This window comes from Vibrio inusitatus, from assembly GCA_024346935.1.
Lineage (GTDB): Bacteria > Pseudomonadota > Gammaproteobacteria > Enterobacterales > Vibrionaceae > Vibrio > Vibrio inusitatus.
The window spans coordinates 649,347-676,266 of the sequence record AP024878.1 but is presented as its reverse complement, the minus strand read 5'-3'; the positions used below and the strand labels follow the sequence as shown (position 1 = coordinate 676,266).

The 26,920-nt window shown below is 43.1% G+C and carries 27 protein-coding genes and 1 other RNA gene; 13 read left to right on the top strand and 15 right to left on the bottom strand.

Annotated features, from left to right (window positions below):
- The first annotated feature begins 80 nt into the window (after nucleotides 1-80).
- Nucleotides 81-1,574 (top strand): membrane-bound lytic murein transglycosylase MltF, encoded by a 1,494-nt coding sequence (gene mltF, locus OCU48_RS03185; RefSeq protein ID WP_141343680.1) that lies wholly within the window; start codon nucleotides 81-83, stop codon nucleotides 1,572-1,574.
- Nucleotides 1,575-1,747: 173 nt separating this feature from the next.
- Nucleotides 1,748-1,882, top strand: coding sequence for a hypothetical protein (locus OCU48_RS03180; protein WP_280176866.1), 135 nt, complete (start codon nucleotides 1,748-1,750; stop codon nucleotides 1,880-1,882).
- Nucleotides 1,883-1,927: 45 nt separating this feature from the next.
- On the opposite strand, the gene tadA is transcribed toward OCU48_RS03180, so the two are convergent.
- Entirely contained in the window at nucleotides 1,928-2,458 is a 531-nt protein-coding gene (gene tadA, locus OCU48_RS03175; RefSeq protein WP_141343679.1) for a tRNA adenosine(34) deaminase TadA, read from the bottom strand.
- Nucleotides 2,459-2,473: 15 nt separating this feature from the next.
- Entirely contained in the window at nucleotides 2,474-3,364 is an 891-nt protein-coding gene (locus tag OCU48_RS03170; protein ID WP_141343678.1) for a LysR substrate-binding domain-containing protein, read from the bottom strand.
- 118 nt (nucleotides 3,365-3,482) lie between these two features.
- Between OCU48_RS03170 and OCU48_RS03165 the strand changes: the two genes are divergently transcribed.
- Together OCU48_RS03165 and fghA are read left to right on the top strand one after the other, a co-directional pair.
- Entirely contained in the window at nucleotides 3,483-4,613 is a 1,131-nt protein-coding gene (locus tag OCU48_RS03165) for an S-(hydroxymethyl)glutathione dehydrogenase/class III alcohol dehydrogenase (RefSeq protein WP_141343677.1), read from the top strand.
- 62 nt (nucleotides 4,614-4,675) lie between these two features.
- Entirely contained in the window at nucleotides 4,676-5,533 is an 858-nt protein-coding gene (gene fghA, locus OCU48_RS03160; RefSeq protein ID WP_141343676.1) for an S-formylglutathione hydrolase, read from the top strand.
- Nucleotides 5,534-5,678: 145 nt separating this feature from the next.
- Here the strand turns inward: fghA and OCU48_RS03155 are convergent, their stop codons facing one another.
- The 8 genes from OCU48_RS03155 to grpE form a co-directional block, all read right to left on the bottom strand.
- Complete coding sequence (locus OCU48_RS03155) at nucleotides 5,679-7,235, bottom strand: AbgT family transporter (protein WP_141343675.1); 1,557 nt, start codon at nucleotides 7,233-7,235, stop codon at nucleotides 5,679-5,681.
- 306 nt (nucleotides 7,236-7,541) lie between these two features.
- On the bottom strand, nucleotides 7,542-7,892 hold the full coding sequence (locus OCU48_RS03150) for a hypothetical protein (protein WP_141343674.1): 351 nt from the start codon (nucleotides 7,890-7,892) through the stop codon (nucleotides 7,542-7,544).
- Nucleotides 7,893-7,920: 28 nt separating this feature from the next.
- The gene (locus tag OCU48_RS03145; protein ID WP_244312206.1) at nucleotides 7,921-8,814 is read right to left on the bottom strand and encodes a hypothetical protein; all 894 of its coding nucleotides are present in this window, start codon (nucleotides 8,812-8,814) and stop codon (nucleotides 7,921-7,923) included.
- Nucleotides 8,801-9,379 (bottom strand): hypothetical protein, encoded by a 579-nt coding sequence (locus tag OCU48_RS03140; protein ID WP_141343673.1) that lies wholly within the window; start codon nucleotides 9,377-9,379, stop codon nucleotides 8,801-8,803. The genes OCU48_RS03145 and OCU48_RS03140 overlap by 14 nt, the downstream gene beginning before the upstream one ends.
- Nucleotides 9,373-9,879, bottom strand: a complete 507-nt coding sequence (locus OCU48_RS03135) for a hypothetical protein (protein WP_141343672.1) — start codon at nucleotides 9,877-9,879, stop codon at nucleotides 9,373-9,375. The genes OCU48_RS03140 and OCU48_RS03135 overlap by 7 nt, the downstream gene beginning before the upstream one ends.
- A 142-nt stretch (nucleotides 9,880-10,021) precedes the next feature.
- The gene (gene dnaJ, locus OCU48_RS03130) at nucleotides 10,022-11,167 is read right to left on the bottom strand and encodes a molecular chaperone DnaJ (protein WP_141343671.1); all 1,146 of its coding nucleotides are present in this window, start codon (nucleotides 11,165-11,167) and stop codon (nucleotides 10,022-10,024) included.
- Between the two features lie 287 nt (nucleotides 11,168-11,454).
- Nucleotides 11,455-13,371, bottom strand: a complete 1,917-nt coding sequence (dnaK, locus tag OCU48_RS03125; protein ID WP_141343670.1) for a molecular chaperone DnaK — start codon at nucleotides 13,369-13,371, stop codon at nucleotides 11,455-11,457.
- Nucleotides 13,372-13,600: 229 nt separating this feature from the next.
- Nucleotides 13,601-14,227: a nucleotide exchange factor GrpE gene (gene grpE / locus OCU48_RS03120; RefSeq protein WP_141343669.1), complete on the bottom strand. Its 627-nt coding sequence runs from the start codon at nucleotides 14,225-14,227 to the stop codon at nucleotides 13,601-13,603.
- Nucleotides 14,228-14,377: 150 nt separating this feature from the next.
- Here grpE and nadK point away from each other — a divergent pair, with 150 nt between their 5' ends.
- The 3 genes from nadK to OCU48_RS03105 all read left to right on the top strand — a co-directional run bounded on the left by nadK (nucleotide 14,378) and on the right by OCU48_RS03105 (nucleotide 17,558).
- The gene (nadK, locus tag OCU48_RS03115) at nucleotides 14,378-15,262 is read left to right on the top strand and encodes an NAD(+) kinase (RefSeq protein ID WP_141343668.1); all 885 of its coding nucleotides are present in this window, start codon (nucleotides 14,378-14,380) and stop codon (nucleotides 15,260-15,262) included.
- Between the two features lie 104 nt (nucleotides 15,263-15,366).
- Nucleotides 15,367-17,028: a DNA repair protein RecN gene (gene recN, locus OCU48_RS03110; RefSeq protein ID WP_141343667.1), complete on the top strand. Its 1,662-nt coding sequence runs from the start codon at nucleotides 15,367-15,369 to the stop codon at nucleotides 17,026-17,028.
- A gap of 170 nt (nucleotides 17,029-17,198) precedes the next feature.
- The gene (locus OCU48_RS03105; RefSeq protein WP_141343666.1) at nucleotides 17,199-17,558 is read left to right on the top strand and encodes an outer membrane protein assembly factor BamE; all 360 of its coding nucleotides are present in this window, start codon (nucleotides 17,199-17,201) and stop codon (nucleotides 17,556-17,558) included.
- 62 nt (nucleotides 17,559-17,620) lie between these two features.
- On the opposite strand, the gene OCU48_RS03100 is transcribed toward OCU48_RS03105, so the two are convergent.
- Both OCU48_RS03100 and OCU48_RS03095 read right to left on the bottom strand, forming a co-directional pair.
- Nucleotides 17,621-17,932 carry an RnfH family protein gene (locus tag OCU48_RS03100; RefSeq protein ID WP_141343665.1) on the bottom strand — a complete coding sequence of 104 codons (312 nt, stop codon included), beginning with the start codon at nucleotides 17,930-17,932 and terminating at the stop codon, nucleotides 17,621-17,623.
- Nucleotides 17,922-18,365, bottom strand: a complete 444-nt coding sequence (locus OCU48_RS03095; protein WP_141343664.1) for an SRPBCC family protein — start codon at nucleotides 18,363-18,365, stop codon at nucleotides 17,922-17,924. The genes OCU48_RS03100 and OCU48_RS03095 overlap by 11 nt, the downstream gene beginning before the upstream one ends.
- 102 nt (nucleotides 18,366-18,467) lie before the next feature.
- Here OCU48_RS03095 and smpB point away from each other — a divergent pair, with 102 nt between their 5' ends.
- The 4 genes from smpB (at nucleotide 18,468) to OCU48_RS03075 (ending at nucleotide 22,127) form a co-directional block, all read left to right on the top strand.
- Entirely contained in the window at nucleotides 18,468-18,953 is a 486-nt protein-coding gene (gene smpB / locus OCU48_RS03090) for an SsrA-binding protein SmpB (RefSeq protein ID WP_141343663.1), read from the top strand.
- Nucleotides 18,954-19,019: 66 nt separating this feature from the next.
- Nucleotides 19,020-19,386, top strand: a transfer-messenger RNA (tmRNA) gene (ssrA, locus tag OCU48_RS03085).
- An 81-nt stretch (nucleotides 19,387-19,467) separates the two neighbouring features.
- Nucleotides 19,468-21,186, top strand: coding sequence for a DUF6538 domain-containing protein (locus OCU48_RS03080; RefSeq protein ID WP_141343662.1), 1,719 nt, complete (start codon nucleotides 19,468-19,470; stop codon nucleotides 21,184-21,186).
- A gap of 86 nt (nucleotides 21,187-21,272) precedes the next feature.
- Nucleotides 21,273-22,127: a hypothetical protein gene (locus OCU48_RS03075; protein WP_141343661.1), complete on the top strand. Its 855-nt coding sequence runs from the start codon at nucleotides 21,273-21,275 to the stop codon at nucleotides 22,125-22,127.
- 109 nt (nucleotides 22,128-22,236) lie between these two features.
- Here the strand turns inward: OCU48_RS03075 and OCU48_RS03070 are convergent, their stop codons facing one another.
- A complete protein-coding gene (locus tag OCU48_RS03070) occupies nucleotides 22,237-23,268 on the bottom strand; it encodes a competence protein CoiA (RefSeq protein WP_167496136.1) in 1,032 nt (343 codons plus the stop codon).
- A gap of 184 nt (nucleotides 23,269-23,452) precedes the next feature.
- On the opposite strand from OCU48_RS03070, the gene OCU48_RS03065 reads away from it, so the two are divergent.
- Together OCU48_RS03065 and OCU48_RS03060 are read left to right on the top strand one after the other, a co-directional pair.
- A complete protein-coding gene (locus OCU48_RS03065; protein WP_141343659.1) occupies nucleotides 23,453-24,067 on the top strand; it encodes a recombinase family protein in 615 nt (204 codons plus the stop codon).
- A 32-nt stretch (nucleotides 24,068-24,099) separates the two neighbouring features.
- Nucleotides 24,100-24,621: a helix-turn-helix domain-containing protein gene (locus OCU48_RS03060; protein WP_141343658.1), complete on the top strand. Its 522-nt coding sequence runs from the start codon at nucleotides 24,100-24,102 to the stop codon at nucleotides 24,619-24,621.
- Between the two features lie 3 nt (nucleotides 24,622-24,624).
- On the opposite strand, the gene OCU48_RS03055 is transcribed toward OCU48_RS03060, so the two are convergent.
- Together OCU48_RS03055 and OCU48_RS03050 are read right to left on the bottom strand one after the other, a co-directional pair.
- On the bottom strand, nucleotides 24,625-25,476 hold the full coding sequence (locus OCU48_RS03055) for a DUF2971 domain-containing protein (protein WP_141343657.1): 852 nt from the start codon (nucleotides 25,474-25,476) through the stop codon (nucleotides 24,625-24,627).
- 22 nt (nucleotides 25,477-25,498) lie between these two features.
- The gene (locus OCU48_RS03050; RefSeq protein ID WP_141343656.1) at nucleotides 25,499-26,800 is read right to left on the bottom strand and encodes a DUF3427 domain-containing protein; all 1,302 of its coding nucleotides are present in this window, start codon (nucleotides 26,798-26,800) and stop codon (nucleotides 25,499-25,501) included.
- Nucleotides 26,801-26,920 lie beyond the last annotated feature (120 nt).

The window sequence follows — 26,920 nt, the reverse complement described above, 5'->3', positions numbered from 1 at the left end:
TTCCCCGGTGATAAGGGGTTTGATATAAAGGGGAAATAATTAAGAAAAATCCCCTAATTTATTTGGAGTTGTCACGCACAATGCGCACGTCAGTGTTAACTAGATTCTCCCTACTAGTAGCTTCACTAGTAGCCTTACTTTTTGTCACTGGCTGTCAGTACGAAACCGACACTAAGAACGAACTTCAAAAAATAAAAGACCGAGGTGTATTGCGCGTAGGAACCCTAAACAACCAACTCTCTTACTATATCGGCCCTGATGGTCCAACAGGTCTAGAATATGAATTAGCGTCAGAATTTGCCGAACAACTTGGCGTTCGTTTAGAGATAAAACCAGCCTATCGTCTCTCTGAGTTATTTCCTGCACTAAAAAATGGTGAAATAGACATTGTTGCTGCAGGCCTTACTCAGGCACCCAACCGAGTTAAAGCTTTTAGAGCCGGCCCAGCTTATTACTACGTCAGCCAGCAAGTAGTGTATAAAAAAGGCACGTGGCGTCCGCGCAACCTTGATCAACTCATAGAAAGCGGTGAATCAATTACTGTGGTCAAGGGATCGCACTTTGAACAAACCCTGCTCGATCTTGCTGAGGAACACTCAGACCTTAAATACGAGATCACTGATAGCTACGATATTAATGACTTACTAAAACAAGTATCGCAAGGCGAGCGCTTATTTACTGTCGCTGATTCTATAGAGCTTTCCATTACGCAACGTATCTATCCTAATGTTGCACTCGCATTTGAGTTAACAGAAGATCAGCCTACATCTTGGTTCTTACGCAAAGGCACGGACGAAAGCCTTTACGCGTTGGTTTTAGAGTTCTTTGGCGACATTCAACAAAATGGTCAGTTGCAATTAATAGAAGAGAAATATTTTGGGCATATCGAAGACTTTGATTATGTTGATACACGCGCGTTTGTGCGTGCCTTAGATAGCAAACTACCTAAATGGGAATCTCTCTTTCAAAAGTATGCCGGAGAATTTGATTGGCGTTTAATTGCGGCTCTTGCTTATCAAGAGTCACACTGGAACCCCGATGCAAAATCACCGACTGGTGTGCGTGGCATGATGATGTTGACCCTACCAACTGCAAAAAGTGTTGGCGTCACCGACCGACTTGACCCTGAACAATCCATCCGAGGCGGTGCTGATTACTTAAGAAAGATCGTTAATCGCATCCCTGACAGTATCAATCAGCATGAAAAAATCTGGTTCGCGTTAGCCTCTTACAATGTTGGTTATGGGCACGTGATGGACGCAAGACGTATTGCCAAAGCGCAAGGTGCAGACCCTGATCTCTGGAGTGATGTAAAAACACGCCTTCCCCTACTACGAAAAAAAGGTTACTACGAGTACACACGTTACGGCTATGCCCGAGGTGATGAAGCTCTCAATTACGTAGAAAATATTCGTCGTTACTATCAAAGCATCATTGGACATATTGACCAACGCGACCACGCCAACGTAGAAACTGACACTGATGACTTAATGGTGATAGAAGCCCCAGAGCCAGCAAGGTCTGAAGCTTTAGAAACACTCAGCGATGAAAGTGAATCCACTATTGAAGAATAGGGAGAGATAGCTCACAAATTAAATTCAACTGAACAATCGTTTGCGTTTATTTGCGATCTAGATCCTATGTTTAGATTCATATTATAGTAACAATCATGTTCTATATATGAGTAATGCAAACATCAAAGCGTCAGTGATTGTTTGCTTACATAAAGTTCATAGGAGATTGTTCGTTGAAACTAAAAAGAAAGCTATCTAAGAAATTATCAAATAGCACTGTTTCAGCTAACCGTCGTAAGCGTATGCTAGCCAATAACAAGAAAAAGCTTCTTTGGCGAAACCGTTCTTACGTACCGTTAGCGTTGTAGTAAAACTAAAAGCAAACATTTAACACAATAAAGTTGAATGTTTGCCTAATCCCCCTTCTGCTCTGCCTCTCTTTGTAAACGCTTTAATTCTTTTTGCTCTTTTCTGCGCCTTTTAAAAAACGCCTGCAATTGTTCTCTACATTCTGTTTCCATCAGCCCGGATTCAACCGTTGCATAATGATAGGCCGCTTGGCTTTCAAATAGATCAAGAACCGTACCTGCAGCCCCAGCCTTAAGATCCTGAGCACCAAACACAATTCGCTTCACTCGGCTATGTAGTAAGGCTCCTGCACACATAGGGCAAGGCTCTAAAGTCACATATAACGTAGTGTCGAGCAGTCGGTAATTTTGCAAAGCCTCTCCGGCCTTGCGAAGCACCTGAATCTCAGCATGGGCTGTGGCATCGTGAGCGCCAATGCAGCGATTCCATCCTTCAGCAATGACTTCATTGTTTTTAACCAAAACGGCACCTACCGGCACCTCTCCTTCCTCTTCTGCATTCTGCGCAAGTTTAATAGCACGTTGCATATAAACATGATCTTGCTCTGAAAAGGAGGGAATCTTTATTTCGCTCATATCTTGGCCTATGGATTAATTTGAAGGCAATGTACCTTGAGTCAATTTCGCACTCAAGAATTCAATGGCCATTTTTACTTTAGGTGAAAGGTGGCGGTTTTGCGGATATAACGCCCAGATCGGTTCTCGCTCGCAACGATAGTCAGCAAGTAATTCCACTAAGCTTTTATTTTCTAAATGTGTAGCCACATAGAAGTCAGGAAGTTGAACCACACCTCGCCCTTGTAAAGCAGCATCGGTAAGGACATTTCCGCTATTACATCTAATGCTCCCTCTCATTGTAAGGTTAAGTTTTTTATTGTTTTCTAAAAAACGCCATGTGGACGAGGAACTTAATAAGCAATCACAGTCAATTAATTGAGAAGGATGTGTCGCTTCTCCATGTTCAGAGATATAGTCCGGACTTGCACACACATACTGCTGACGCTCAGAGAGCTTCTTTGCAATAAGACTAGAGTCAGGAAGGTCACCAATACGAATTGCGATATCGAATTTATTCGCGATCAGGTCCAGCCTATCGTTACTCAATTGTAAATCCAGCTCAAGTTGAGGATGGCGAGCGACAAACTCCATCAGCAAAGGGGCAATAACCGACTCACCATAAGTTGTAGGGGCGGTGATCCTTAAGCGGCCTATGGGTAAAGAGTGAGACTCAGTGACTTCTCTCTCGGCTTCTGCAAGCCCATCAAGCAACATACGACAGTGCTCCGCATACCCAATACCCACATCAGTAACTGACACTCTACGAGTTGTTCTTTGGACTAACTTAACACCTAGGCGAGTTTCTAAAGCAGACAATTTACGGCTAACTTGAGCAACAGAAGTATCCAGTGCTTGAGCTGCCTTGGTGAAGCTTTCACTATCAACAACAGCAACGAACTCTTCAATGCCTTCCCACTGACTCATTATTACACCTATGTAAAAGTGATTTTCAAAATGGCTAGTTTATCATCATAAAAGAAACAATATAATCATCCCCATAGTCTAAAGTTTTAACTAACTCATTCGCCAATAGGAAATCACTATGACCGACCAATTTATCAAATCACGCGCAGCTGTTGCTTGGGGACCAAACCAACCACTGATCATGGAAGAAGTGGATGTAATGTTACCTAGAAAAGGCGAAGTTCTGGTTAAGATCATCGCAACCGGTGTATGTCATACCGATGCTTTTACTCTATCAGGCGAAGATCCAGAAGGTATCTTCCCATCAATTCTAGGCCATGAAGGTGGCGGTGTTGTCGAAATGGTGGGCGAAGGCGTTACGAGTGTCTCTGTGGGTGATCATGTTATTCCACTTTACACAGCAGAGTGTGGCGAGTGTAAGTTCTGTAAATCAGGAAAAACTAACCTATGCCAAGCGGTACGCGAAACCCAAGGCAAGGGCTTGATGCCAGATGGCACAACACGCTTCTACAAAGATGGTCAGCCTATTTATCACTATATGGGCTGCTCTACCTTCTCTGAGTACACTGTATTACCTGAGATCTCCCTTGCAAAAGTGAACAAAGATGCCCCTCTTGAAGAAGTTTGCTTGCTAGGTTGTGGTGTGACTACCGGTATGGGCGCGGTATTAAATACTGCAAAAGTAGAGAAAGGCGATAACGTGGCAATCTTCGGCCTTGGCGGTATCGGTCTATCTGCCATCATTGGCGCAAAAATGGCTGGAGCCAATCGCATCATCGGTGTTGATATTAATGAAAGTAAGTTCGAGTTAGCAAAACAGCTCGGCGCAACCGACTGCATTAACCCGAAAAACTACGATAAACCAATCCAAGAAGTGATCGTAGAGATGACTGATGGTGGGGTCGAATACTCATTTGAATGTATTGGTAATGTCGATGTAATGCGTTCAGCTCTTGAGTGTTGTCACAAAGGTTGGGGTGAGTCCGTCATTATTGGTGTTGCTGGTGCAGGACAAGAGATCTCAACTCGTCCGTTCCAATTGGTAACTGGTCGTGTATGGCGTGGCAGTGCATTTGGTGGTGTGAAAGGTCGCTCTGAATTGCCTGAAATAGTAGAGCGCTACATGGCAGGCGAGTTTGGCCTGCAAGAGTTTATTACCCACACTATGGGCCTTGAGGATATCAATGAAGCCTTTGACCTCATGCACCGAGGCGAAAGTATTCGAACTGTCATCCATTTCGATAAATAACAGCAGTAACAGCGGCGCTATATCAAGGATGTAGCGCCGCTGTTTTATTTTGGGAACCCTTTATGAGCATCAACAAAATCAACGAAACTAAAGTCTTTGATGGGTTACATCAAAGATTTACTCATCAATCGAGCTCCACACAATGCGAGATGACCTTTGCCATTTTCTTGCCCCCTCAAGCAAGCAAACAACCCGTACCTGTGCTCTATTGGTTATCAGGGCTAACTTGCACTGACGAAAACTTTATGCAAAAAGCGGGAGCCTTTCGTAAGGCCGCTGAGTTGGGTATCGCTATCGTCGCTCCTGACACTAGCCCAAGAGGCAACTCAGTACCTGATGATAGCGAGAAAGCCTATGACTTCGGACTAGGTGCGGGTTTTTACTTAAACGCCACCGAAGCACCTTGGAAAGAGCACTATCAGATGTATTCCTATGTTGTCGACGAACTGCCCGCTTTGATTGAATCACAGTTTCCTGTTACTCACAAAAAGGCAATTTCGGGCCACAGCATGGGCGGTCATGGCGCTTTGACCATTGGCTTAAAAAATCAAGACAAATATCAATCAATCTCAGCATTTAGCCCCATTACTAATCCAACAGAGTGTCCTTGGGGCATCAAGGCTTTCTCAAATTACCTAGGCAATGATCAAGTACTATGGCAAGACTATGATGCCTGTAAGCTACTAGCAAAGCACGGCTGTCAGTTGCCTATTCTTGTTGACCAAGGTGATAGCGATGGCTTTTTAGAGGAACAACTAAAGCCCAACCACCTCATTGATGTAGCGGCGCAACAACAACTGGATTTTAACCTTCGCATGCAAGCAGGTTATGACCACAGCTACTTCTTTATTTCGAGCTTTGTTGATGACCATCTAACGTTCCACGCTAAGCATCTAATACCAATCACAGTAAGTAAGTGATCAGAAATAGCGCAGGAAAAACGCCGTTATTGAATGCTTTTACAGGCTAGGCTGAACTGTTATTTACTACAATTGGTATAAACCAAGCCCGCAGAAACAACAAAGCCCGTCTAAATAGACGGGCTTTTCTTTATTGATAAGTCACTTACATAGTGTAAGTGTACGGTGCTTGGATACCTAGTGGGATACCAAGAGCCCAGTAAGCTAGCAAGAAGATAGTCCAACCAATCAGCATTGCGATTGAGAATGGCATCATTAGAGAAGCTAGAGTACCGATACCTGTGTTCTTAACGTAGCGCTGACAGTAAACAACCACTAGAGGGAAGAACACCATTAGTGGAGAAATGATGTTAGATACTGAGTCACCTACGCGGTATGCAGCCTGAGATAGCTCAGGAGAGATACCAACAGCCATCAACATTGGCACTAAGATAGGGCCGATCAATGCCCACTTAGCTGATGCAGAACCGACAAGAAGGTTCACAAATGCTGTCAGTAGAATCATGCCAACTACCGTAGCTTCACCAGGAAGGTTCATCGCTTTCAGGCCTTCAGCACCGTATAGCGCAAGCATGGTACCGATGTTTGATTGACCAAATGCTACTAAGAACTGAGCACAGAAGAACGACATTACCATGTATGCACCCATAGTGTTCATGGTGTCAGACATTGATTTAATTACGTCGTTGCTGCTTGAAAACTTACCTACCACACGGCCATATACGATGCCCGGAATGATGAATAGGATAAAGATCAAAGGAACAATTGACTGCATGATAGGTGCAGAGAATGCGGTGATCTCGCCTTCAGGAGAACGAAGTGCTGAGTTCTCAGGCATGATTGCAAATACAAGCAGTGCAATACCTACAATCATTGACCAACCAGCGTATTTAAACGCTTTCGCTTCTAGCTCAGTCATAGAACCAAGATCAGGAGCTTCTTCCGCGTCTTCATCTACTTTAGTCGTTGCATTTAGACGAGGTTCAATGATGCGCTCAGTAACAAACCAACCGATGGCAACAATTAACACTGAAGATAGGCCAGTGAAGTAGATGTTTGCTAATGGGTTAACAATGTACTCAGGGTCTAGAACGTTTGCAGCCGTCTGAGTAAAGCCAGCTAGAAGCGGGTCGATACCAGAAGGAATAAAGTTCGCAGAGAAACCACCAGATACACCTGCAAATGCAGCTGCAATACCCGCTAGAGGGTGACGACCCGCAGCGTGGAAGATGATACCACCTAGTGGAATAACCAATACGTAACCAGCATCCGCTGCTGTGTGAGACACGATAGCAACAAGAATAAGCATTGGAGTAAGAAGTTTAGCTGGCGTGAAGCTCAGCATCTTCTTTAGACCAGTAGTGATGAAGCCAGAAGAATCTGCTACACCGACACCCAACATTGCAACTAGAACGATACCTAAAGGAGCGAAGCCTGTGAAGGTCGTTACCATGTTAGCAAGGAAACTTGCTAATGCTTCACCGGTTAATAGGTTTGTAATCTCAAGAGGATCACCGGTGCGTGGATTGATTAGGTCAAACGAGACATTAGAAAGTAGAGCTGAAAATACCCATACTATGATTAATGCCCAAAAGAATAAGATAGCTGGATCTGGAATCTTATTACCTGCTTTTTCGATCAGGTTTAAGAAGCGATCCATACCACCTTGTTTAGGTGCTGTGTTTGCTGCTTGGTTGCTCATTAGATTACCGCTCTGTGACTTTTACAAAAATGTAAAATGCTAAAAAATTGGTATTATTTTTATTAGGGCGCACATTTTACCCAAACTAATGCGAAAAAACAGAATCTAAGTTTGCAAAATGAGGTATCTAACGCTTATTTTGCATCCATTTAACAAGTGCAAAATAGTCCCATTACACACGACCCTACAATTAGTGCACAAACGCAACTGACCAGTTACCTAACTGATACTTTATATATTCATATCGCTGATTATTAGTCTCTGCAACATTTAACTGTGAACGGTTAATGCTCAGTTGATACAGAGTTAATGAAATGCTACCCAAGTAGATAAAGCAGCAGATTCCGACTGTCCCCAAGGATTTATCCAACTCGCAGTAATTTCTAGCTTAGTACCCTGTACTCTCAGAGATGAAACCTTGTGGCTGCTAGATAGAGCCATTTCAAAACCGAGGTCCTCTAGTCCTTGCCACTGCGAGTCACTCGCAGAGCCCGTGATAGTCATAATACGAGCATACTCTAAATAGTTTTCCATATGCTGCAATACGAGCAAGGATTGCTCCGCGCGCTTCGACTCTCTTTGCAAGTACACGCCACCTTGAATCAAACTCAGCGATAGCAATGACACCAAAGCCGCTGATAGCAGCACCTCGAGCATGGAAGCCCCTTCCTGTCTGCGACTACAGTTAGAAATCACGCCAACTGCCGTTAAGCCACTCTCGCTTAGCAAATTTAAATCTAGACATCATAAGATGACCTTCATTTTCCACAACATCCAAGCTCCCTTGTTCAAGTAGAATTGACGTTGAAGTGTCTATTAGTAATCCCCCTTCAATTCTTAGGTTTCCCGCAATATTAACTTCATGGTATTCCTCTTCAGAGTGCCAGATTGCAATGACTCCCTGTAGCCATTGACTGCCAGAGAAGCCAAGATCGCCCCCAACAAACAGTAGAAAAAAAGGGTCTGTCGTTGATAAAACAGTTAATTGATCCCAGTGATAAGGACTAATAGAGCAATCCCCATTAATGATTAAACTGCGAGCACCATTCGCACTGTGAAGCAAAATTTCATCACCACACGCCTGTTTTAAAGTAACTTCAATTTCTTTTCCCCAACGCAGCTTTAATACCCCAATATCGTCTTCTCCAAAGAAGTTCGATATCACCGATGGTTCAACTAATACCGAAGAGCCCCATACGCCCTCAGGCAAAACTCGGTTAGAAGCAATGGCAACATCATATTGCATCTTTCCTAACTGCATCACAGCACTACTTGCAAGGGTCCCTTGATCTGCTTGCAGTTTAAATTGATTCTTAGTCTCGAAGGCGACTACCGATAAATGAGTGCTGTCATCTTTCACACATTGCGCAGTTGGAAGTGCTTGTAACGAGACTGTATGTATCGCCAAGCAATTGATAACAGATTCAAGTTGCCAATCCAGGTTAAGTCGCTTGTGGTGCAGGTGTGCCTGCCATTTTATTGAATCGGTCAAATAGCGAGAATTATCTAAGGCGAAAAACCCCATCACAAATAGAACACTTAACACTATAAATAGTGTGTATCCTCTACTGTGATGCATTGTCATCTAACGTTGTATCCAGTGAAGGTGCGCTATTGCGGGATGCCACATAGATAACACGGGCCAAAGGAGGTTGCCCTTTTAGCGCGATAGCAAAGTCAATACGCAATAAATTGCCACTATCAGAAACCTGAGTAATCTCAAAACTACTCATAGAAAAAAGCTTATCGTTCAACATTGAAAAATTAATGGTGCTAGAGCAGATATCAAGCAGTGGTAATTCAGAAGAATGAGAATCAGCACAGTATTTTAGTTTATCTTGCGATGCGTCTCGCCAGATTGAAACTCGGCGATATTGTCCCCCTTCATCTTTGTAACCTAAAGCAACCGTTGAGCCTTCTATCTCGACAGCGGATGATTGTGCGTGCCCTGCCCTTCGAATCTCTCCTCTTAGATAAGTCGTTAATTGATGACTTGCTATCAACAGTTGAGTGCGTTTAATTTGTTGTGATAACAACTGCTGTTGATGCAAAAATAAGGTAGAAGCCGAGATTAGCAATAAACTAGACAGGCCAAGCCCAAGCACTAACTCAAATAATGATAGCCCGCTTTCTACCTTCAACATTTCGAAAATCCATAGCTAAGAGTACCCGAAGCACAGATCCTTACTCGCCCAGTAATATCATGGTAAATCACCTTAACTTTGCTTTCGGCATTCAGCCAAACACTGATATTGCCATTACCTGACGGCCTGCCCGTAATACCCGAAAATCTCAGTGCTGTTGCGGTTGAACTCAGATAAACATCAGAGAGAGTCTGAGGATTGATCGCCTTAATGAATATTGACGATTGAGTGCGTGGATTAGCATCTTCATGTAGCGCGATAAAACTTTTATTTGGCGTTGAGTGAATATGCAGCCATAGATCCTTTTTCATACCATAGGCTGTATCTCGCCCTGCAATAACAGCGAAATGAACTTGGGCGACGGCGCGCTTAATATTGAAGTTATCGAGTTGATGCTTAACCGGTTTCACTATCCACTGGATTGCTATGCCGAGTAACAAGCAACACGCTAATACCTCAATAAGAGAGTATCCTTCAACGTTCTTGATTGTAGTGTTCATTATCGAACACTAGTTGCCTCAACAAATGACGTAAATCGAGAAAAAATATCTTAGGGGATGAGACGCAAAAGTTAATACTTTTACTGATACAAAAAAGGCCAACACTATGTTGGCCTTTATCAATCAAAATATAGTTAATGACTTAACTAGTCAGGTCATCAAAGAACTTTTTAACACCGTCGAAGAAACCTTCAGATTTTGGTTTATGCTTGTTGGCTGCATCGCCACCGCACAACTCTTCAAACTCTTTAAGCAGTTCTTTCTGGCGAGTGTTCAATTTAACTGGAGTCTCAACAACTAGCTTCACGATCAAATCGCCTTGTGGACCACCACGAACACCTTTCACACCCTTGCTACGCATGCGGAACATACGGCCAGTTTGCGTTTCAGCTGGAACCTTCAGACTTACGCGTCCATCTAGCGTTGGTACTTCGACTTCCCCACCAAGAGCCGCCATAGTAAAGCTAACTGGCACTTCACAATACAAGTTACTACCGTCACGCTCAAAGATATGGTGCTCTTTAACATGTACTTGAACATAAAGATCGCCTGCTGGAGCGCCTTGTTCACCGGCTTCACCCTCGCCTGATAGGCGGATGCGATCACCAGTATCTACGCCAGCTGGGATTTTAACGTTAAGTGATTTCGTTTTATGCTTGCGACCTTCACCATGACATGAATCACAAGGGTCTTTAATGATTTTGCCTTTACCATGACAAGTAGGACAAGCTTGCTGCACAGCAAAGAAGCCTTGACGCATTTGAACTTGGCCATGGCCATGACAGGTGCCACACGTCTGCGCAGAAGAGCCTTTCTTTGCACCGGAGCCATCACACACTTCACAACCTACGAGTGTAGGGACTTCAATCTCTTTTGAACAACCACGAACGGCTTCTTCAAGAGTCAATTCCATGTTGTATCTAAGGTCTGCACCACGTTGCGCACGCTGTTGACCACCGCCACGACGACCGCCACCAAAGATATCACCAAACACATCACCGAAGATGTCACCAAAATCAGCACCGCCGCCGCCACCAAAGCCGCCACCGCCCATACCACCTTGTTCAAAGGCTGCATGGCCATATTGATCATAGGCTGCGCGTTTTTGAGAATCAGTAAGGATCTCGTACGCTTCTTTAACTTCTTTGAACTTCTCAGCCGCGCCATCGTCACCTTGATTGCGATCCGGATGGAACTTCATTGCAAGGCGTTTGTATGCTTTCTTGATATCACGCTCAGAAGTGTCTCGGCTTACGCCTAGTACTTCGTAAAGATCACGTTTAGACATGTGTTTCGTCACCAAATTGTTTACTGCAAGCGGCTTGGCCGCCTAGTGTTTATATCGATATAGAGCAAGCCTAAAGCATTAAGCTCATAGCTGTAAGACTGCTCTATAGCGACAGTTACTTTACAAACAGACGGGCGTTTTGGTTTCCCGAAACGCCCGCATCAAAAGAAATATGCAGAAAATGATTCTGCTAAGCTATAGCGGGTAAATTCAAGGAGAAGGCGCGCAGCTTACTCTCGTAAGTGAGCACCTTCGACGTAGAAGTTATCCGCTATAGCGACGAAGAATTACTTCTTGTCTTCTTTTACTTCTTCGAATTCAGCATCAACAACATCGTCGTCTTGCTTAGCTTGTTCGCCAGCGTCAGCACCTTGTGCTTGCTCTGCTTGAGCTTGCTGTTGAGCCATTTCCATTAGCTTTTGAGCTGCAGTCATTAGCGCTTGAACTTTAGCGTCGATAGCTTCTTTGTCGTCACCAGACTTAACTTCTTCTAGCTCAGTGATAGCAGCTTCGATCTTAGTTTTCTCGTCAGCTGGAAGTGCGTCGCCCGCTTCTTCGATTTGCTTACGAGTACCGTGGATCATTTGGTCTGCTTGGTTACGAGTAGTCACTAACTCTTCGAACTTCTTGTCCGCTTCTTTGTTAGCTTCTGCTTCTTGTACCATTTTCTCGATATCGTCGTCGCTTAGGCCACCAGACGCTTGGATGGTGATCTTCTGCTCTTTGTTAGTCTGCTTGTCTTTCGCAGAAACATGCAAGATACCATCAGCATCAAGATCGAAAGTTACTTCGATTTGAGGCATACCACGTGGTGCAGCTTGGATACCTTCTAGGTTAAATTGACCTAGAGACTTGTTGTAAGACGCTTGCTTACGCTCACCTTGAAGAACATGGATAGTTACCGCGTTCTGATTGTCTTCTGCTGTAGAGAAAACTTGGTTCGCTTTAGTTGGGATAGTGGTGTTCTTCTCAACCAGCTTAGTCATTACGCCACCCATAGTCTCGATACCTAGAGACAGAGGAGTTACGTCAAGAAGTAGTACGTCAGTTACTTCGCCCGCAAGTACACCACCTTGAACTGCAGCACCCATTGCTACTGCTTCGTCAGGGTTAACGTCTTTACGTGGCTCTTTACCGAAGAACTCAGTTACCTTAGCTTGAACCATAGGCATACGAGTCTGGCCACCCACAAGGATTACGTCAGTGATTTCGCCTACAGATAGGTCAGCATCTGCTAGAGCTACTTTTAGTGGCTCAAGAGAACGTTGAACTAGGTCTTCAACTAGAGATTCTAGTTTCGCACGCGTCACTTTAACGTTCATGTGCTTAGGACCTGTCGCATCTGCAGTAACGTAAGGTAGGTTTACGTCAGTTTGAGTAGTAGAAGAAAGCTCAATCTTCGCTTTTTCTGCTGCTTCTTTAACACGCTGCATTGCTAGTGGATCGTTCTTAAGATCAATACCTTGCTCTTTTTTGAACTCATCAACCAAGTAATTGATCATGCGAGTATCAAAGTCTTCACCACCTAGGTGAGTGTCACCGTTAGTTGCGAGTACTTCAAACGTCTTTTCGCCTTCAACTTCGTCAATTTCGATGATAGAAATATCAAAAGTACCACCACCAAGGTCGTAAACCGCAATCGTGCGATCGCCACCTGACTTGTCTAGACCGTATGCTAGAGCTGCAGCTGTTGGTTCGTTGATGATACGTTTAACATCAAGACCAGCAATACGACCCGCATCTTTAGTTGCTTGACGCTGTGCATCATTGAAGTAAGCAGGAACTGTAACAACAGCGCCAGTCACTTCTTCACCAAGGAAGTCTTCTGCCGTTTTCTTCATTTTCTTAAGAACTTCAGCAGATACTTGAGGAGCAGCCATTTTCTGGCCTTTCGCTTCTACCCATGCATCACCGTTGTCAGCCTTAACAATTTTGTAAGGCATGATTTCGATATCACGCTGAACTTCTTCGTCTTCAAAACGACGACCGATTAGACGCTTAATTGCAAATAGCGTGTTTTCTGGGTTTGTTACTGCTTGACGTTTCGCAGGCTGACCAACCAAAGTCTCGCCGTCTGTGTATGCGATTACAGATGCGGTTGTGCGCTCACCTTCTGCGTTTTCGATTACGCGTGGCTTTTCACCGTCTAAAACTGAAACGCATGAGTTAGTTGTACCTAAGTCAATACCAATGATTTTACCCATCAGGCTATCTCCAAAAATTTGATTATTTGTTTCTTTCTACCCCATAAGTGGGGATGCTTAGCTTGGATTCAACCCCAAGCTACAAATTAGTTAGTAGCAGTTAGCTTATGTTTAATTGCTCTGCACCATAGATAGGGTCTGGATTCTTTGTTTCAAGACTTGGGCAGAAAAAAAATGAAAAAAAAGAGGCTGAAAACAGCCTCTTCTTAATACTTCATGCTTTGGACGCTTATTTAGCAACCATTACCATCGCTGGACGAACCACGCGACCGTTAAGTTCATAACCCTTCTGCAATACGATTGTAACTGTATTACTTTCGTGATCAGGGCTTTCAACCATAGATACGGCATTGTGTAGTTCAGGATTAAATGCTTCGCCTACAGGATTAATTTCCACTAGGCCATTCTTAGAAACAACGTCAATGAATGACTTATGTGTCATTTCAATTCCCTCAAGGAATGGCTTAACCACCTCGTTGTCCGAGTCTGCCGCTTCCATTGCTCGCTCTAGGTTATCGATAACCGGTAGCAACTCTTCGGCAAACTTGTTGATCGCAAACTTACGCGCTTTAGATATTTCTTGTTCTGTGCGGCGACGCATGTTCTCAACTTCAGCCTTAGCACGAACAACAGTGTCTTGTTGATCTTTAAGGCGCATTTCGGTTTGAAGCAATGCTGCTTCTAGTTGAGCAACTTTAGACTCTTCTACATCTGAGTCAGTTTCTTCGTTCCACTCGATATCACCCTCACCGCCGATCACTTCAGCTTCTTCAGTTACTTCTTCTGCAACTTGTTCAGCTTCATTTGCCGCTTGTACTAGTTCTTCTTCGTTAATCTTATTTTCTTTATCGCTCATGATCTCTCCGACGCGGATGCGCATATTCCTGAAAGTGCTATTATTTTGACAGAAATGCATCCACAAAAAATTAGCATCTGAATTCAACTTGCCTTTATTATGGGGATCATCGTTTCTGAATCAAGCCTAACCAATTATTTTGGGACTAAAATGAGCAAGCATTTCTCTACAATCGCTATTTTGGGTAAACCTCGCGACATCAGTGCCATCCAGACTCATCATGAGATCTATCATTGGCTTGCTGAAAAAGACTATCGCATTCTTATTGATGACCGACTGCAAGAGTTGTTACCAGAGTTAGACGACGAGGTCTTCAGCAACCTAATGCAAATAGGCAAAGAGGCCGACCTAGCTATTGTAGTCGGTGGTGACGGCAATATGCTAGGCGCTGCTCGTGTTCTGTCTAGATTTGATATTTCCGTCATTGGTGTAAACAAAGGGAATCTCGGATTTCTGACCGATTTGGATCCTGATAATTTCAAAGCTCCTTTAGAAGAGGTGCTAGAAGGCCATTACATCAAAGAACAACGCTTTCTTTTAGAAACCGAGATACATCGTCACGGATTGGTTAAAAGTCAAAATGCGGCACTCAACGAAGCGGTGCTCCACCCAGGTAAAGTCGCCAACATGATTGAGTTCGAGGTCTATATCGACAACTCTTTTGCCTTCTCACAGCGCTCAGACGGTTTAATTCTATCAACACCAACCGGTTCAACCGCCTACTCTTTATCTGGAGGTGGCCCAATCTTATCACCAAGCTTGAACACCATTTCTTTAGTGCCTATGTTTCCCCATACGTTATCAAGCCGCCCATTAGTAGTGGATGGAAACCGTCGCATCAAGCTTGTGTTAGCACCGGATAACCGTGGCACTCAAGAGGTAAGCTGTGATGGACAAATCTCTCTTCCCGTTGAGCCTGGTGATGAAATACACATTTATCGTAGCGACAATGTATTGCAACTGGTTCACCCAAAAGACTACAGCTACTACCATGTTCTACGAGAGAAACTGGGTTGGTCGAGCAAACTTTTTTAAGCCATCACACAAAAAATAACAAAAATCTCACTGAGCGACTTTACTGTATGTAAAACCAGTATATACTGTTTCCATATACAGTGTTTCATTCTATGGATTTTTGTATGTTAGCTCATCTTAGTGTTAATAATTTCGCCATTGTAAAATCGTTACAAATTGAACTTCAGCCTGGCATGACCACCATTACCGGTGAGACTGGTGCTGGTAAATCTATCGCTATCGATGCCTTAGGTCTGTGCTTGGGAAGCCGCTCTGATTCAGGCATGGTGCGCCAAGGAGAAGATAAAGTAGATCTATGCGCTAGCTTCATGATTGAGAGCAATCTCAGTGCACAGCGCTGGCTAGAAGACAACGAACTTACCGATGGTGAGGAATGTATTTTACGTCGAGTTATTGGCAAAGATGGGCGCTCTCGCGCCTTCATTAATGGCAATCCTGTACCTGTTTCTCAGCTTAAAAGCTTAGGCCAGACATTAGTCAGTATTCACGGGCAACACGCCCATCACCAACTGCTTAAAAAAGAATATCAGATCACCTTACTCGATCAGTATGCTGGCCATCAAAGCTTACTGAATAATGTTCAAAAGCATTATCAAGCATGGCGACAAGCAGACAATACGCTTAAGCAAACCATTCAAAATGGTCAGCAAAATCTTGCTCAAAAGCAACTACTTGAATACCAAATTAAAGAATTAGATGAATTAGCACTTCTAGAAAATGAGTTCGCAGAATTGGAAGACGAACACAAAAAGTTATCCAATAGTGGTGAACTTCTGTCATTAACTCAGCAAAGCCTTGATGTGATTAGCGATAATGACGCTGTCAATGCCATTACCCTGCTACACAATGTAATACATCAAACACAGCAATTAGGTGAGCTAGACAGCAGTCTTTCAGGTATTAGTGAAATGCTCAACGAAGCCTTGATCCAGATGGAAGAAGCAAGCAGTGAACTGCGTAATTATCTTGATTCTATCGATATGGATCCAATGCGTATGCAGATGGTAGAAGAACGTTACTCACGTGTAATGTCGTTGGCTAAAAAGCACTTAGTTTTACCTGAAGACTTGTATCAGCACCATCAAGATCTCGCAAAACAAATTGAAGCACTTGATTGCTCAGATGAACGCATTGAGCAACTTCAAATTGAGGTGAATCAAGCCCTAGATAAGTACCTTAAAAGCTCCGAAAAACTCAGTAAGTCGCGCAAACGATATGCAAAGGAGCTCAATAAACTGATCTCTGAAAGTATGCATCAGCTTAGTATGGAGAAGGCACGCTTTGATATCAGTATCAATAACGACTCTAAATATGCCTCTCCACTAGGCACTGATGATATAGAGTACTTAGTCTCTGCAAACCCAGGCCAACCTCTACAACCGTTAGGTAAAGTCGCTTCGGGTGGTGAATTGTCACGGATATCTTTGGCGATTCAAGTTATCACCGCACAAAAAGTAGAAACACCAAGCCTAATCTTCGATGAAGTGGATGTCGGGATCAGTGGTCCAACGGCTGCAGTGGTTGGACAAATGCTACGTAAACTGGGTGAAAGTACGCAAATCCTTTGTGTGACTCACTTGCCTCAAGTAGCTGGTAGTGGCCATCAGCAGATGTTTGTCGCAAAGAAAACAAAAGCAGGCACTACTGAAACAAGAATGTTTACCCTAAATACAGAACAACGTGTAGAAGAACTAGCAAGACTATTGGGAGGAAGTGAAATCACCTCATCAACATTGGCCAATGCCAAAGAGTTAATGGCAGCTTAAAGGAACTCACGCTAAATCCAACTGTCTACAGCCATGAAAACACGGGAAATGTCATATTTTGCACAGTCAATAACAGGCAATCCCCACTCTCATGGCTGTTTCTCTATACAAGCTGGCTCAGCTTGTTTATTATCTGCCGAGTTTTATTTAGAAGTTAAAGACCTGATCATATGCAGCTTACAAAATGGTTAATCGCAGCTCCATTGGCCCTAACAATGCTAACTGGCTGTGCTTTCTTAGAAAAATTGGTTTATCGCATTGATATTAGCCAAGGCAATTTTGTCGAACAATCTGCAGTAGATCAGCTTCGTATTGGTATGTCTAAAGAACAAGTGCGCTATGTTCTAGGTTCACCGATGCTGATAGAAAACGGTAAACCAAACAAATGGTATTACATCTACCATTTCACAAAAGGTCATAACGACCCAGAGCAAAAGAACCTATTTGTGTTCTTTGGCAGTGATGAGCGTCTACAACGCATTGAAGGTGACTTCAGCGCAGGCCCAGCTTTCAATCAAGCTATTCAATAACAACGTCACTAAACCAAATAAAAAAGGGGAGCACTTGTGCTCCCCTTCTAATATCTATCGATTTATTTCTCGGCCGCTTTCTTTGCTGCTTGCTCTGCTCGTTTACGTCGAATTTCTTTTGGATCTGCCAGCAGAGGTCGATATATCTCAATGCGGTCATTATCTCGCACCAAAGCATCGAGTTTAACGTTGCGACTAAATACACCAACCTTATTCTGTTTAAGATCTATCTCAGGAAATAAGGCTAACAAACCTGATTGTCCAATGATTTGCTCAACCGTTAGTTCTTTGTTTACTACCAAAGCCACCACCCTTTGATCATGGGGAAGTGCATACACGACTTCAACGTGGATCATATCGGAATCAATACTCATAACACGGGTACACCTGTTTTGCTCGCTGAGTAAAGGCATTAATCATATTGGAAGTCAGCTCGTTAAATACTTTACCAAAGGCCATTTCTATCATTCGGCTAGAGAATTCAAACTCAAGTTTCAGCTCCACTTTACAAGCCCCCTCATCAAGAGGAGTAAAAAACCACCCTCCCTTAAGGTGCTTGAATGGACCATCGACCAAATTCATTTCAATCGCACGACCAATATGCAATACATTCTTGGTGGTAAAAGTTTTACTTATACCAGCCTTAGAGACATCTACAGAAGCAGTCATCATGGTGTCATCAAAATCATGCACCTGAGAGCCAGAGCATCCCGGTAAAAATTCAGGATATCGTGCGACGTCATTGACCAAATGGAACATTTGTTCAGCGCTAAATGATACCAATGCTGAACGGGTCACCTGCGGCATAACTACTCCTCAACTACTAAATCGCTAATTTTATTGAGCTTTACCCTAAACCGAGTAAAAAGAATTTCCCTATAATAAGGCAATCCGTATAATGGCGCTATTATGGCAAAGAAAAAATCAAAAACCAAAGCGTCTAGTAATACTATCGCGCTGAACAAAAAAGCCCGTCACGAGTACTTTATCGAGGACGAGCTTGAAGCTGGCTTAGAGCTCCAAGGTTGGGAGGTAAAATCTCTACGTCAAGGTAAAGCGAATATCGCAGAAAGCTACGTCTATCTTAAAGATGGCGAAGCTTACATTAGCGGTATGAGCATTATACCACTTAACCAAGCGTCTACTCATATTGTAGCTAACCCTACTCGTATCCGTAAGCTTCTGCTTTCGCGTAAAGAGCTAGACAACCTTTTCGGTAGCATTAACCGTGATGGCATGACACTTACAGCATTATCCCTGTACTGGTCACGTTCATGGGTTAAAATTAAGATCGGTGTCGCTAAGGGTAAAAAGCTGCACGATAAACGTACAGATCTTAAAGATAAAGACTGGGCGCGCGATAAAGCTCGGATTATGAAGAGTAAACTGCGCTAATATTAAGCATCCAGTAAGCATGGTGCTAGACAGGCTGGTCTTTTCTGGTACTATGCAAGAACACTAGGGGCTGATCTAGGATTCGACGGGAATTCTGAAGTCTGAGGTGCATGTCGTGGGGCGGTTGGCCACGTTAAAAGCCGCAAAAAAATAGTCGCAAACGACGAAAACTACGCACTAGCAGCTTAATAACCTGCTGAGAGCTCTCTTACCCTAGCTTCCGCTTTTAAGACGGGGACCAATAAGAGATCAAACCCAAAAGAGCTAGCCCGGATTCTCCCGCCTGAGAGATGAACGGCGAATTATAATTCAGGATAGTCATTTACTAGCGTGTCGGTTCGCAGGTACTTGGTGAATTTAAAGATCGACTAAGCATGTAGTACCAATGATGAACGGTTTTCGGACGCGGGTTCAACTCCCGCCAGCTCCACCAATCGATTGGATAAAAGCCTGTTTTTACAGGCTTTTTTTCTATCTGAATTTTGCTTTCGGGATGAGCCACTAAGGTGTCCCAATGCAAAAAAAACTTCCAGGCCTTACACTCAACCGTTTCGGCGTCTATTATTTCCGACTTGTCTTTCCCTCTGCACTCAAAGACGTTCCAGGCGTCCCTAGAGAGCTTCGTGTGTCACTTAGAACCAAATGCAGTGATACGGCTCTAAAAAGCTACCTCCCTCTCAGCGTATCGTCTCGTCGTTTGATATCTTCCTTGCTCCGTTTTTATCATAGGCAATTAGGAATTATGACTATGGCAGCAATTGGACAGGTGCTTCAGCAAAAAATTGACAATCACCGGATAAAGTATTTCAAGGCGCGGCATGAAGAGTTAGAACTAGAACTTCAAGCCACTCAAGAAGCAGCCGATGAACTCTATGCCGACAATATAAACAAAGACAAAGAGATCGCTCGACTTAGAATAGAAAACTTTAAGATACGTGATGCGATTGTCCCAAAGCATACTTCAGTACCGGAAAGCAAAAAGATTGAGCCATCACCACTCATGCGTAAGCTGATAGACAAATTTTTGGCGTATGAGGCAACTGAGAGCACTAACACTGAACGGACTCTACAAGCACGAATGCGTCACCTGAATCGTTTTATCGATATCATTGGGTATGACCTATCTATTAGCGACTTGAGCGCTAGTCATATTCAGGAATATAGAGAAGTGATGCACCATATCCCCTCGAACTTTGATAAGTTAGGGTATATGTTACCAACCGACCGATCTTTACGTGCGAAATGGTTTAGTGATCAAACAAAAAGCTTAGATGGCTCGCGCCTCTCTGGCGGAGGGATCAACTCGGCGTTTAAGCATGCCAGACAGCTACTACGATGGGCTAAAACTAATCGTTACCTGCCCGAAGACTATAGCGACATGCTCACTGTTTCCGCAAAGCGTGAGAAATCGACCCGTAAGAAACGTGTACCGTTTACTCAAGACCAACTTAACCAGCTTTTCACCGGGTATCTTTATGGCGATAGAATGCGCCCTCGCGAAAAGCCACTCGATTGGAAATTTTGGGTTCCTTTAATTGCATTAACGACAGGAATGCGCTCCGATGAGATCGGTGCGTTGACGCTTGATAGCCTTATCTATGAACAGGGATTTTGGTGTATTCGTATCGGAGAAGCCAAAAGTGATGCTGGTATTCGCTACTTTCCTATTCCTGAATCACTTATCAATGCCGGCCTAATTGAGTACTACAAGGACAAGAAGAGTCGTAGACGCACTAAATCAAAACCTACTCGACTATTTGAAGAGCTGAAGCTCAAAGGAAAAACATCAAAATACAGTGACACTATAGGTCAATTCTTTAATGCTTCATCAAAACAGATAGACAACAAAGGAGAGGTGCGCCTCAATGGTTACATGGCTAGAGTTGGTGTATTTCCAGACAGAAGCGATATATCGCTAAGCTTCCATAGCCTGAGGCATAACTTTGTCACTCTTATGCTTAATACCAAGCTCAAAGAGACGGGAGAACCTGCCACACTTGAAACGATTAAAAACATCGTTGGTCATAGTATGGATTTTGCGAAAACCTACGGCATATCTGAAAGCCGATGGAGTGATGTAACACTGCACACATACAACCATAGGGACCGCCTTCCCATTCCTGAGCAAAAAGAACGCCTCCATGCTATGAAGCAAGCGCTCGATAACCTCGACTTTGGTTTTGACCTCAACGCAGTATCTTTTAGTCGCTTCAAGTGCCGTAAGAAGAAGTAAGCCTCACCCACAAAAAAGCCAGCGTATCCCCGCTGGCTTCTCTAATACCACTAGAAAGTAGTACCTCTAATAAGGATGATTCTAGCATGCACACTCCTCCTCTAACAGCCTCCTCTATTCAGCAAATAGCTGCACTCAAATTGGCTGACCTATCGATAAGCAGTCATAAATATTGGCTGGAATGTGAACAAAGAAAAAAAAGAGAAATCACGGACATTTGTAAATATTCACTCATAGCACTTGAGTCACCACAAACGCGCTTAATTCTTGCTTTAACAAGACTTTACACCAATCGAACATACGATCAGTTCAGGCAATTAGCATGCCACCTAGTTACTATGGAGGATAAAAGTGCTTATCCTAAACTATCTACTATCAAATCTACCCTTCCTCGATGGAAAGATCTCTGTAACTACGAGCGAGCCATTCTGACGATAGATGCAATAGGAAACGACTGTACGATTGACAGTTATCATGTAACTCTGAAGTTTACGCCAGCAATACTTAAGCAAATACACCAACAAGACAATCCTAGACATTGGATCGCAGCTAGAGTACGTCGTTATCTCAAGAGTTGCTGCGCTCAACTAGGAGTCACGCCACCTATGGTTATGTCTGTACTCGAAAATGACTCTGAAGGTGAAAAACACATACACATGGTGATTGCCTATCCAAAAACTAACGCTCGCTTCAAATTGCAGTTTAAACGCGCTTTGGAAGCGAGTGCAGGCAGTGATTGGGTATATAGAAAAGGTATCTATCAATCCATGTTCAAGAAGATAAAAAGCTCACGTGATGCGCAAAATGTATGTAACTATCTTTTGAAACAATCCCATGATGTCTATTTAGACCGACGATTAACAGCATTAGGTAAAGATCGTTATAAAAAACTCCAGTCAGTACTCAAGGACATTAGAACAAAGCACCTCCCTTCCTCTTAAGTTGCTTCAGATTGGCATAGTCTTAGAAATATCGGTCTAAGCTAAACAGAACCGGCTCACTCTCTATAGGCAAATTTGAAAATTGAGCCGGTTTTGGACCGGCTCAGCTCTAAAACCAATAGGTGCCGGGATTTCCCTCAAATGACCATGTAGGTTCTATATGCAACTCTTCCGAGTTATATGACCATTCACAAACAAGTTTGTTTCCACCTTCTAAACTCGGAGGAATAAAAAAATTGCCTTGAAGGGCATCACAATGAAAACACCCATTAGACATATAAGAATGTCCAACTGTTTTACTGTACCTATTTTTAATCTGTCCTATCCCTGCCGCATGTAATTCAGCATTGTCTATATGAGTACTTATCCACTCTTCAACTCCAGCACCACCGAACGATAAAAAATCGAGATGACGATTATTTTTATCTAATACTTCTAATCCAGTGACCAGATTCGTTGTTCTTTTACATTTCCAACAAATATCATCGATATAGCACACACGTATATTTAACAAATCACCTGTCTTTGGTCCCCAAACAAGCTTACCGCACAGCATTCCATGTACAAATTCAGTAATACTTTTCTGATAACGAGCCACTACATAGCCATCGGCTTTTTTCTTGAAACCAAAATACGGCAAACTATAAGACTCAATGAATTCATAGCGACCATATTCCTTGCTACCATTTAGCCTAAATAGCCAAGCACAACGTACTCCGGATTGAGTATATTTCTCTGTTCGTCTCAAATACTCATTCGTCGCTTGTTGTGACCATTGAATTTCAAAAGCAATTCTTGCAGTCCCTTTTTCACAAAAAACGTCAGCAACCCACTTGTCCCCCGAAGGAGTGCAGCCTTGATATTCTGTTGTCACGGTCCAGCCCGATTCTTTGGCCGCCTTTGCGACAGCAAACTTTAGATACATATGCTCCTGTGATTCAGGGGCTGAAGTGCAATCTCCTCGACGAGAATGAGCAAAGTATTGAGTGCCAAGTTTGCTGGTTTTCGGAATTGCTTTATTTAAACAACACGGCATTAAAAGCTTTTGCTTTCGATATCCATGTTTAAGTTCCTCCCACTCATCTAATGGGAACTCGAAAGATTGAACTTGCTTGTCATTCAATGTTGCTCTGAGTGGCATATTCATCTCCTTATAAACCTAAACACATTCTATTAGGCCACTACACAATTTACTTTGAGCTACTTCAACTGTATCTATATGTCCTTTCTATTGATTACATTAAACAGGACACAAAACACTTGCCAAAATCATCCTTTCTATCGCACAATAAGTGCATTAAAGAGGACTTTACGGGCAAAGCTATATGATTGGGTATATTCGTGTATCGGACATCAATAAAGCAGACGGCACCAGCCAAAGAGAAGCAATCAAAAAATACGCTGCGGAAAATCAAATTACCATCACGGATTGGGTAGAAGAGCACATATCTGCATCCAAGACGAATCTGCAAGATAGACAGCTCTCAAGTCTAATTGCCGCTCGGCAGTCAATCGTGGTTTCTGACATCACACGACTCGGTCGCAACAAGGTCATGCAACTAATTGGCACCATCGCACAAATTGCCGAGTATGGTGAGCTGCACCTTGCTTATGATAACCGCGCTATCACTTCTCAGAACGTTGATGATGCTGAAACCATCTTTACGGTTGTGGGGCAATCTTTTGCCTCTGCAATGGAAGCACAGAAACGCTCAGAACGAGCAAAAGCAGGACATGCACAACGCAAAGCAAAAGGGTTAGCTAGTGGACGACCAAAAGGTGCCAAAGTGAAATCCAAACTCGATGATCATATTGCGTTCATCATGCCTGAGCTGAACAACGGAACCTCTAAAGCAAAGATCTTACGGTTGCTGGAGGACCGGGGTTGTAAAGTTGCTCGTTCTCGATTTTATAGCTGGCTTTCCGATCGCGGATTGTAATTTATCACTCTTCACAAAAGGACTACAGCCTCATGCCAAGACTCACTGAATCCCAAAAAGCCAAAGCACTCGCAATGAAAGAAGCCGGATTTTCTAATCCAGCCATCGGACGTGAAATAGGTTGCAGTATATCCACTATAAAGCGCATTTGTTCATCATCCAAAACAGCCAAATCAGAGTTAGTCGAACAAGCCAAAGACGAACTCTTGAGAGCCCTTAGCAGTGATGAAACTAAAATACGCCTATCCTCACTCATAGTTGATGACTTTGCTCGCTCTGAGGCGATTCGAGAAGCAATGAGCCAAACCATCGATGAACTTTGCGCAACCAAAACGACAGACCTCAAAGAGCTTGCTCTAAAATCTCGTGCTCTAGTTGCTCTTGCAACAGCAAACAAACTCAACAGCGACTCTTTGCGTCACTTGATTTCTATGACATCCCCAGAGCTCGAAACAGAAGAACTGCCCGTACTTGAGTTTCGAGAAATGTCCGCTGAAGAGGTTTCAACAATCAGAAAGGAGCAGGAAGTCGAATTCAAAAAGCAATTTGCTTAACAATCAGATTGCTCTGTATGGAATCTCAGATTTAGTAATGTCTATATTGAGTCCCTTAGCTTTCATAAACATAGTCAACGACTCTTCACATTCTTTCGTAAAGTTGGACGGGCCTATATTAATCTGTTTGATCGCTTCTATTGGAAAATCCACTTTCAAATAAGGGACAAGGAAATTCTGCTTTGGTCGAAAGGAGACCTCTTCTGGTTGAACTAAAGGTATAGAAGGCATACTCGAAGTAGCCTCTATCACCAACTGCTCTAGACCTCTGTCTCCATATGAAAACAACCTCACTTCTTGCTCTTCCCTAAAATGAGGGTTTTTAGTACGACCTAAAAACGTCATTAATTCAAGGAAAAAAGTATGCTGTAAGAATCGCTCTCTATCATTAGAGTCTCCGGAGCATAAGTGCATATGAATTGCATCAGCTAAAGTAGCTGCATCAAATTTAGTCTGCGTCTTGTCATAGCAACAATCTTCCAAGTACCGCGAATTGAGCTTACCTAGTTGAATTCTTTGCGACCTACTTAACGCCTCTCGGTCAAACCCTATCGCGACACCTCCTTCCTTTGGACAATAGCTACGCCATTGCGATAAAAGGTCACTCTCCTTAGAAAAAGACGTTGAATAAATCATAATTTTTTCAATATATGATATAAGCTCTTGTGCCCTTAATTGTGATGCAGGAGGCACACCTTTGAGCTTTTCATCGAGCATCTTCTTAAAAGCCTTAAATCCTTCAAAATACTCTGTTTCGTCATTCAGAAATGAGTGTGCACTTAGCCAAAACTGTTTATTTTCTATCATGCTTTGACACGCATGAATATCTGTATAGTGATAAATAATATCGGACATTAACGCCTCTTTGTGTATTGTGCTATTTAGCAAATGCCTTAAATGTGTCGGGTTCTAGTTCAAAGTTTTCTTCTACTGGACCATTTTTCATATAGAAAGAGACATTCTTATTATTTACGTCGTAACCATAAAGCCGATATATCCAATAACTGCCTCCGAAATCACTCGAGACTTTCACTTCATTTGATGATATATAAAAAGGAGCACTTTTGGATTGAGTTGTTGTTTTGACCTCGATATGTCGCTCAGAACCATCAATATTGTATGATTGCACATCGTACCCAGCGGACGAATCGACCAAAGCAATGTGTTTTATCTGCTCAGCTAATTCCGGTTCTCCGGCAGAGATCAAGCGGTGCTTTTCGTAATCTATTACTGCATATTCACCAGCTAATCCTAACTCTCTGTTTCTCTTTTCTCTCAATGACCAATCTATCGTTCCTTTCGATTTTCGCCGAGTAGAGCTTCGTTTCTTCCTGCCATAAGGCGCCGGCTCTTCTTTTAGTTGCATACCCTCTACATTAGGTCGTTTAAATGTCGGAACCAAAGCAGATCGAATGTGCTTGGAGAATGTTTTTTCTATGTTTTTTGGTAATGGCCAACTCAGCAAGTCCCATTGAAAATGGACTGGATTGGAAGACATAGGATCCCAATCGCGAAGAGCAAGAGGGCCTAAGAATGTATAGTCGTCTTTTTCACTGGTTCGCATGAATAAGTATATGGTTGCTAAGTCAGGATCATGCGCACTTAATCGTTGAATCAAAGAGCTTTGCGGCGCGTGACGGTTTTGAGACTTCCAAAACAACACGCCATCTTCAGTCAAAAAGTCATCATATTCATTCCCATCCCGCTCTTCCAAAGTCACAATGAACACAACATCATCCGGGCCTGGCTTTCCTGAAATAATACCGGAGATCCCCCAGCGCCCCGCACCCTGTTTAAACTCGTAGTCTGGGTCAAAAAGTTCAGATATATCTTGGCGGCTATATTCATCATACAGCGCCAGTTCAGCTCTTTTCTTAGCGATGGTAAAGCCTAATGCTTTGAGCACTTTAAAGCATGGATGAGACGGACCTCCACTAAAATGACCGGACTTTATTTTTTGCCCTAAACGAGAACTGAGAGCGAGCCCAAATATAGCCTTTGGAGGGTAACGTTTTCCCTCGTATACCAAATCGTATTTAGTAGAATGTGCATACGTTTCTACATATCTGCCCTTTTCCTCAAACAAGAAAATAGCGGCAACTATATCTTCTGGTGTCAGAGGTTCTGCTAATGCGGTTAGCTTCTTGATTTCCCCTTTCTTGTTCAGCTCAAATTTCAATTTGGTGCCTCCTATCGAACTCAAAATACTGTCTTTGCGTTGTTGTAATGTGACCCCCGATTGTTTGCCCCTTCGGCTGCCAAACTATCAAAATCAAGTAGACTAGGAGGTGTATTCACT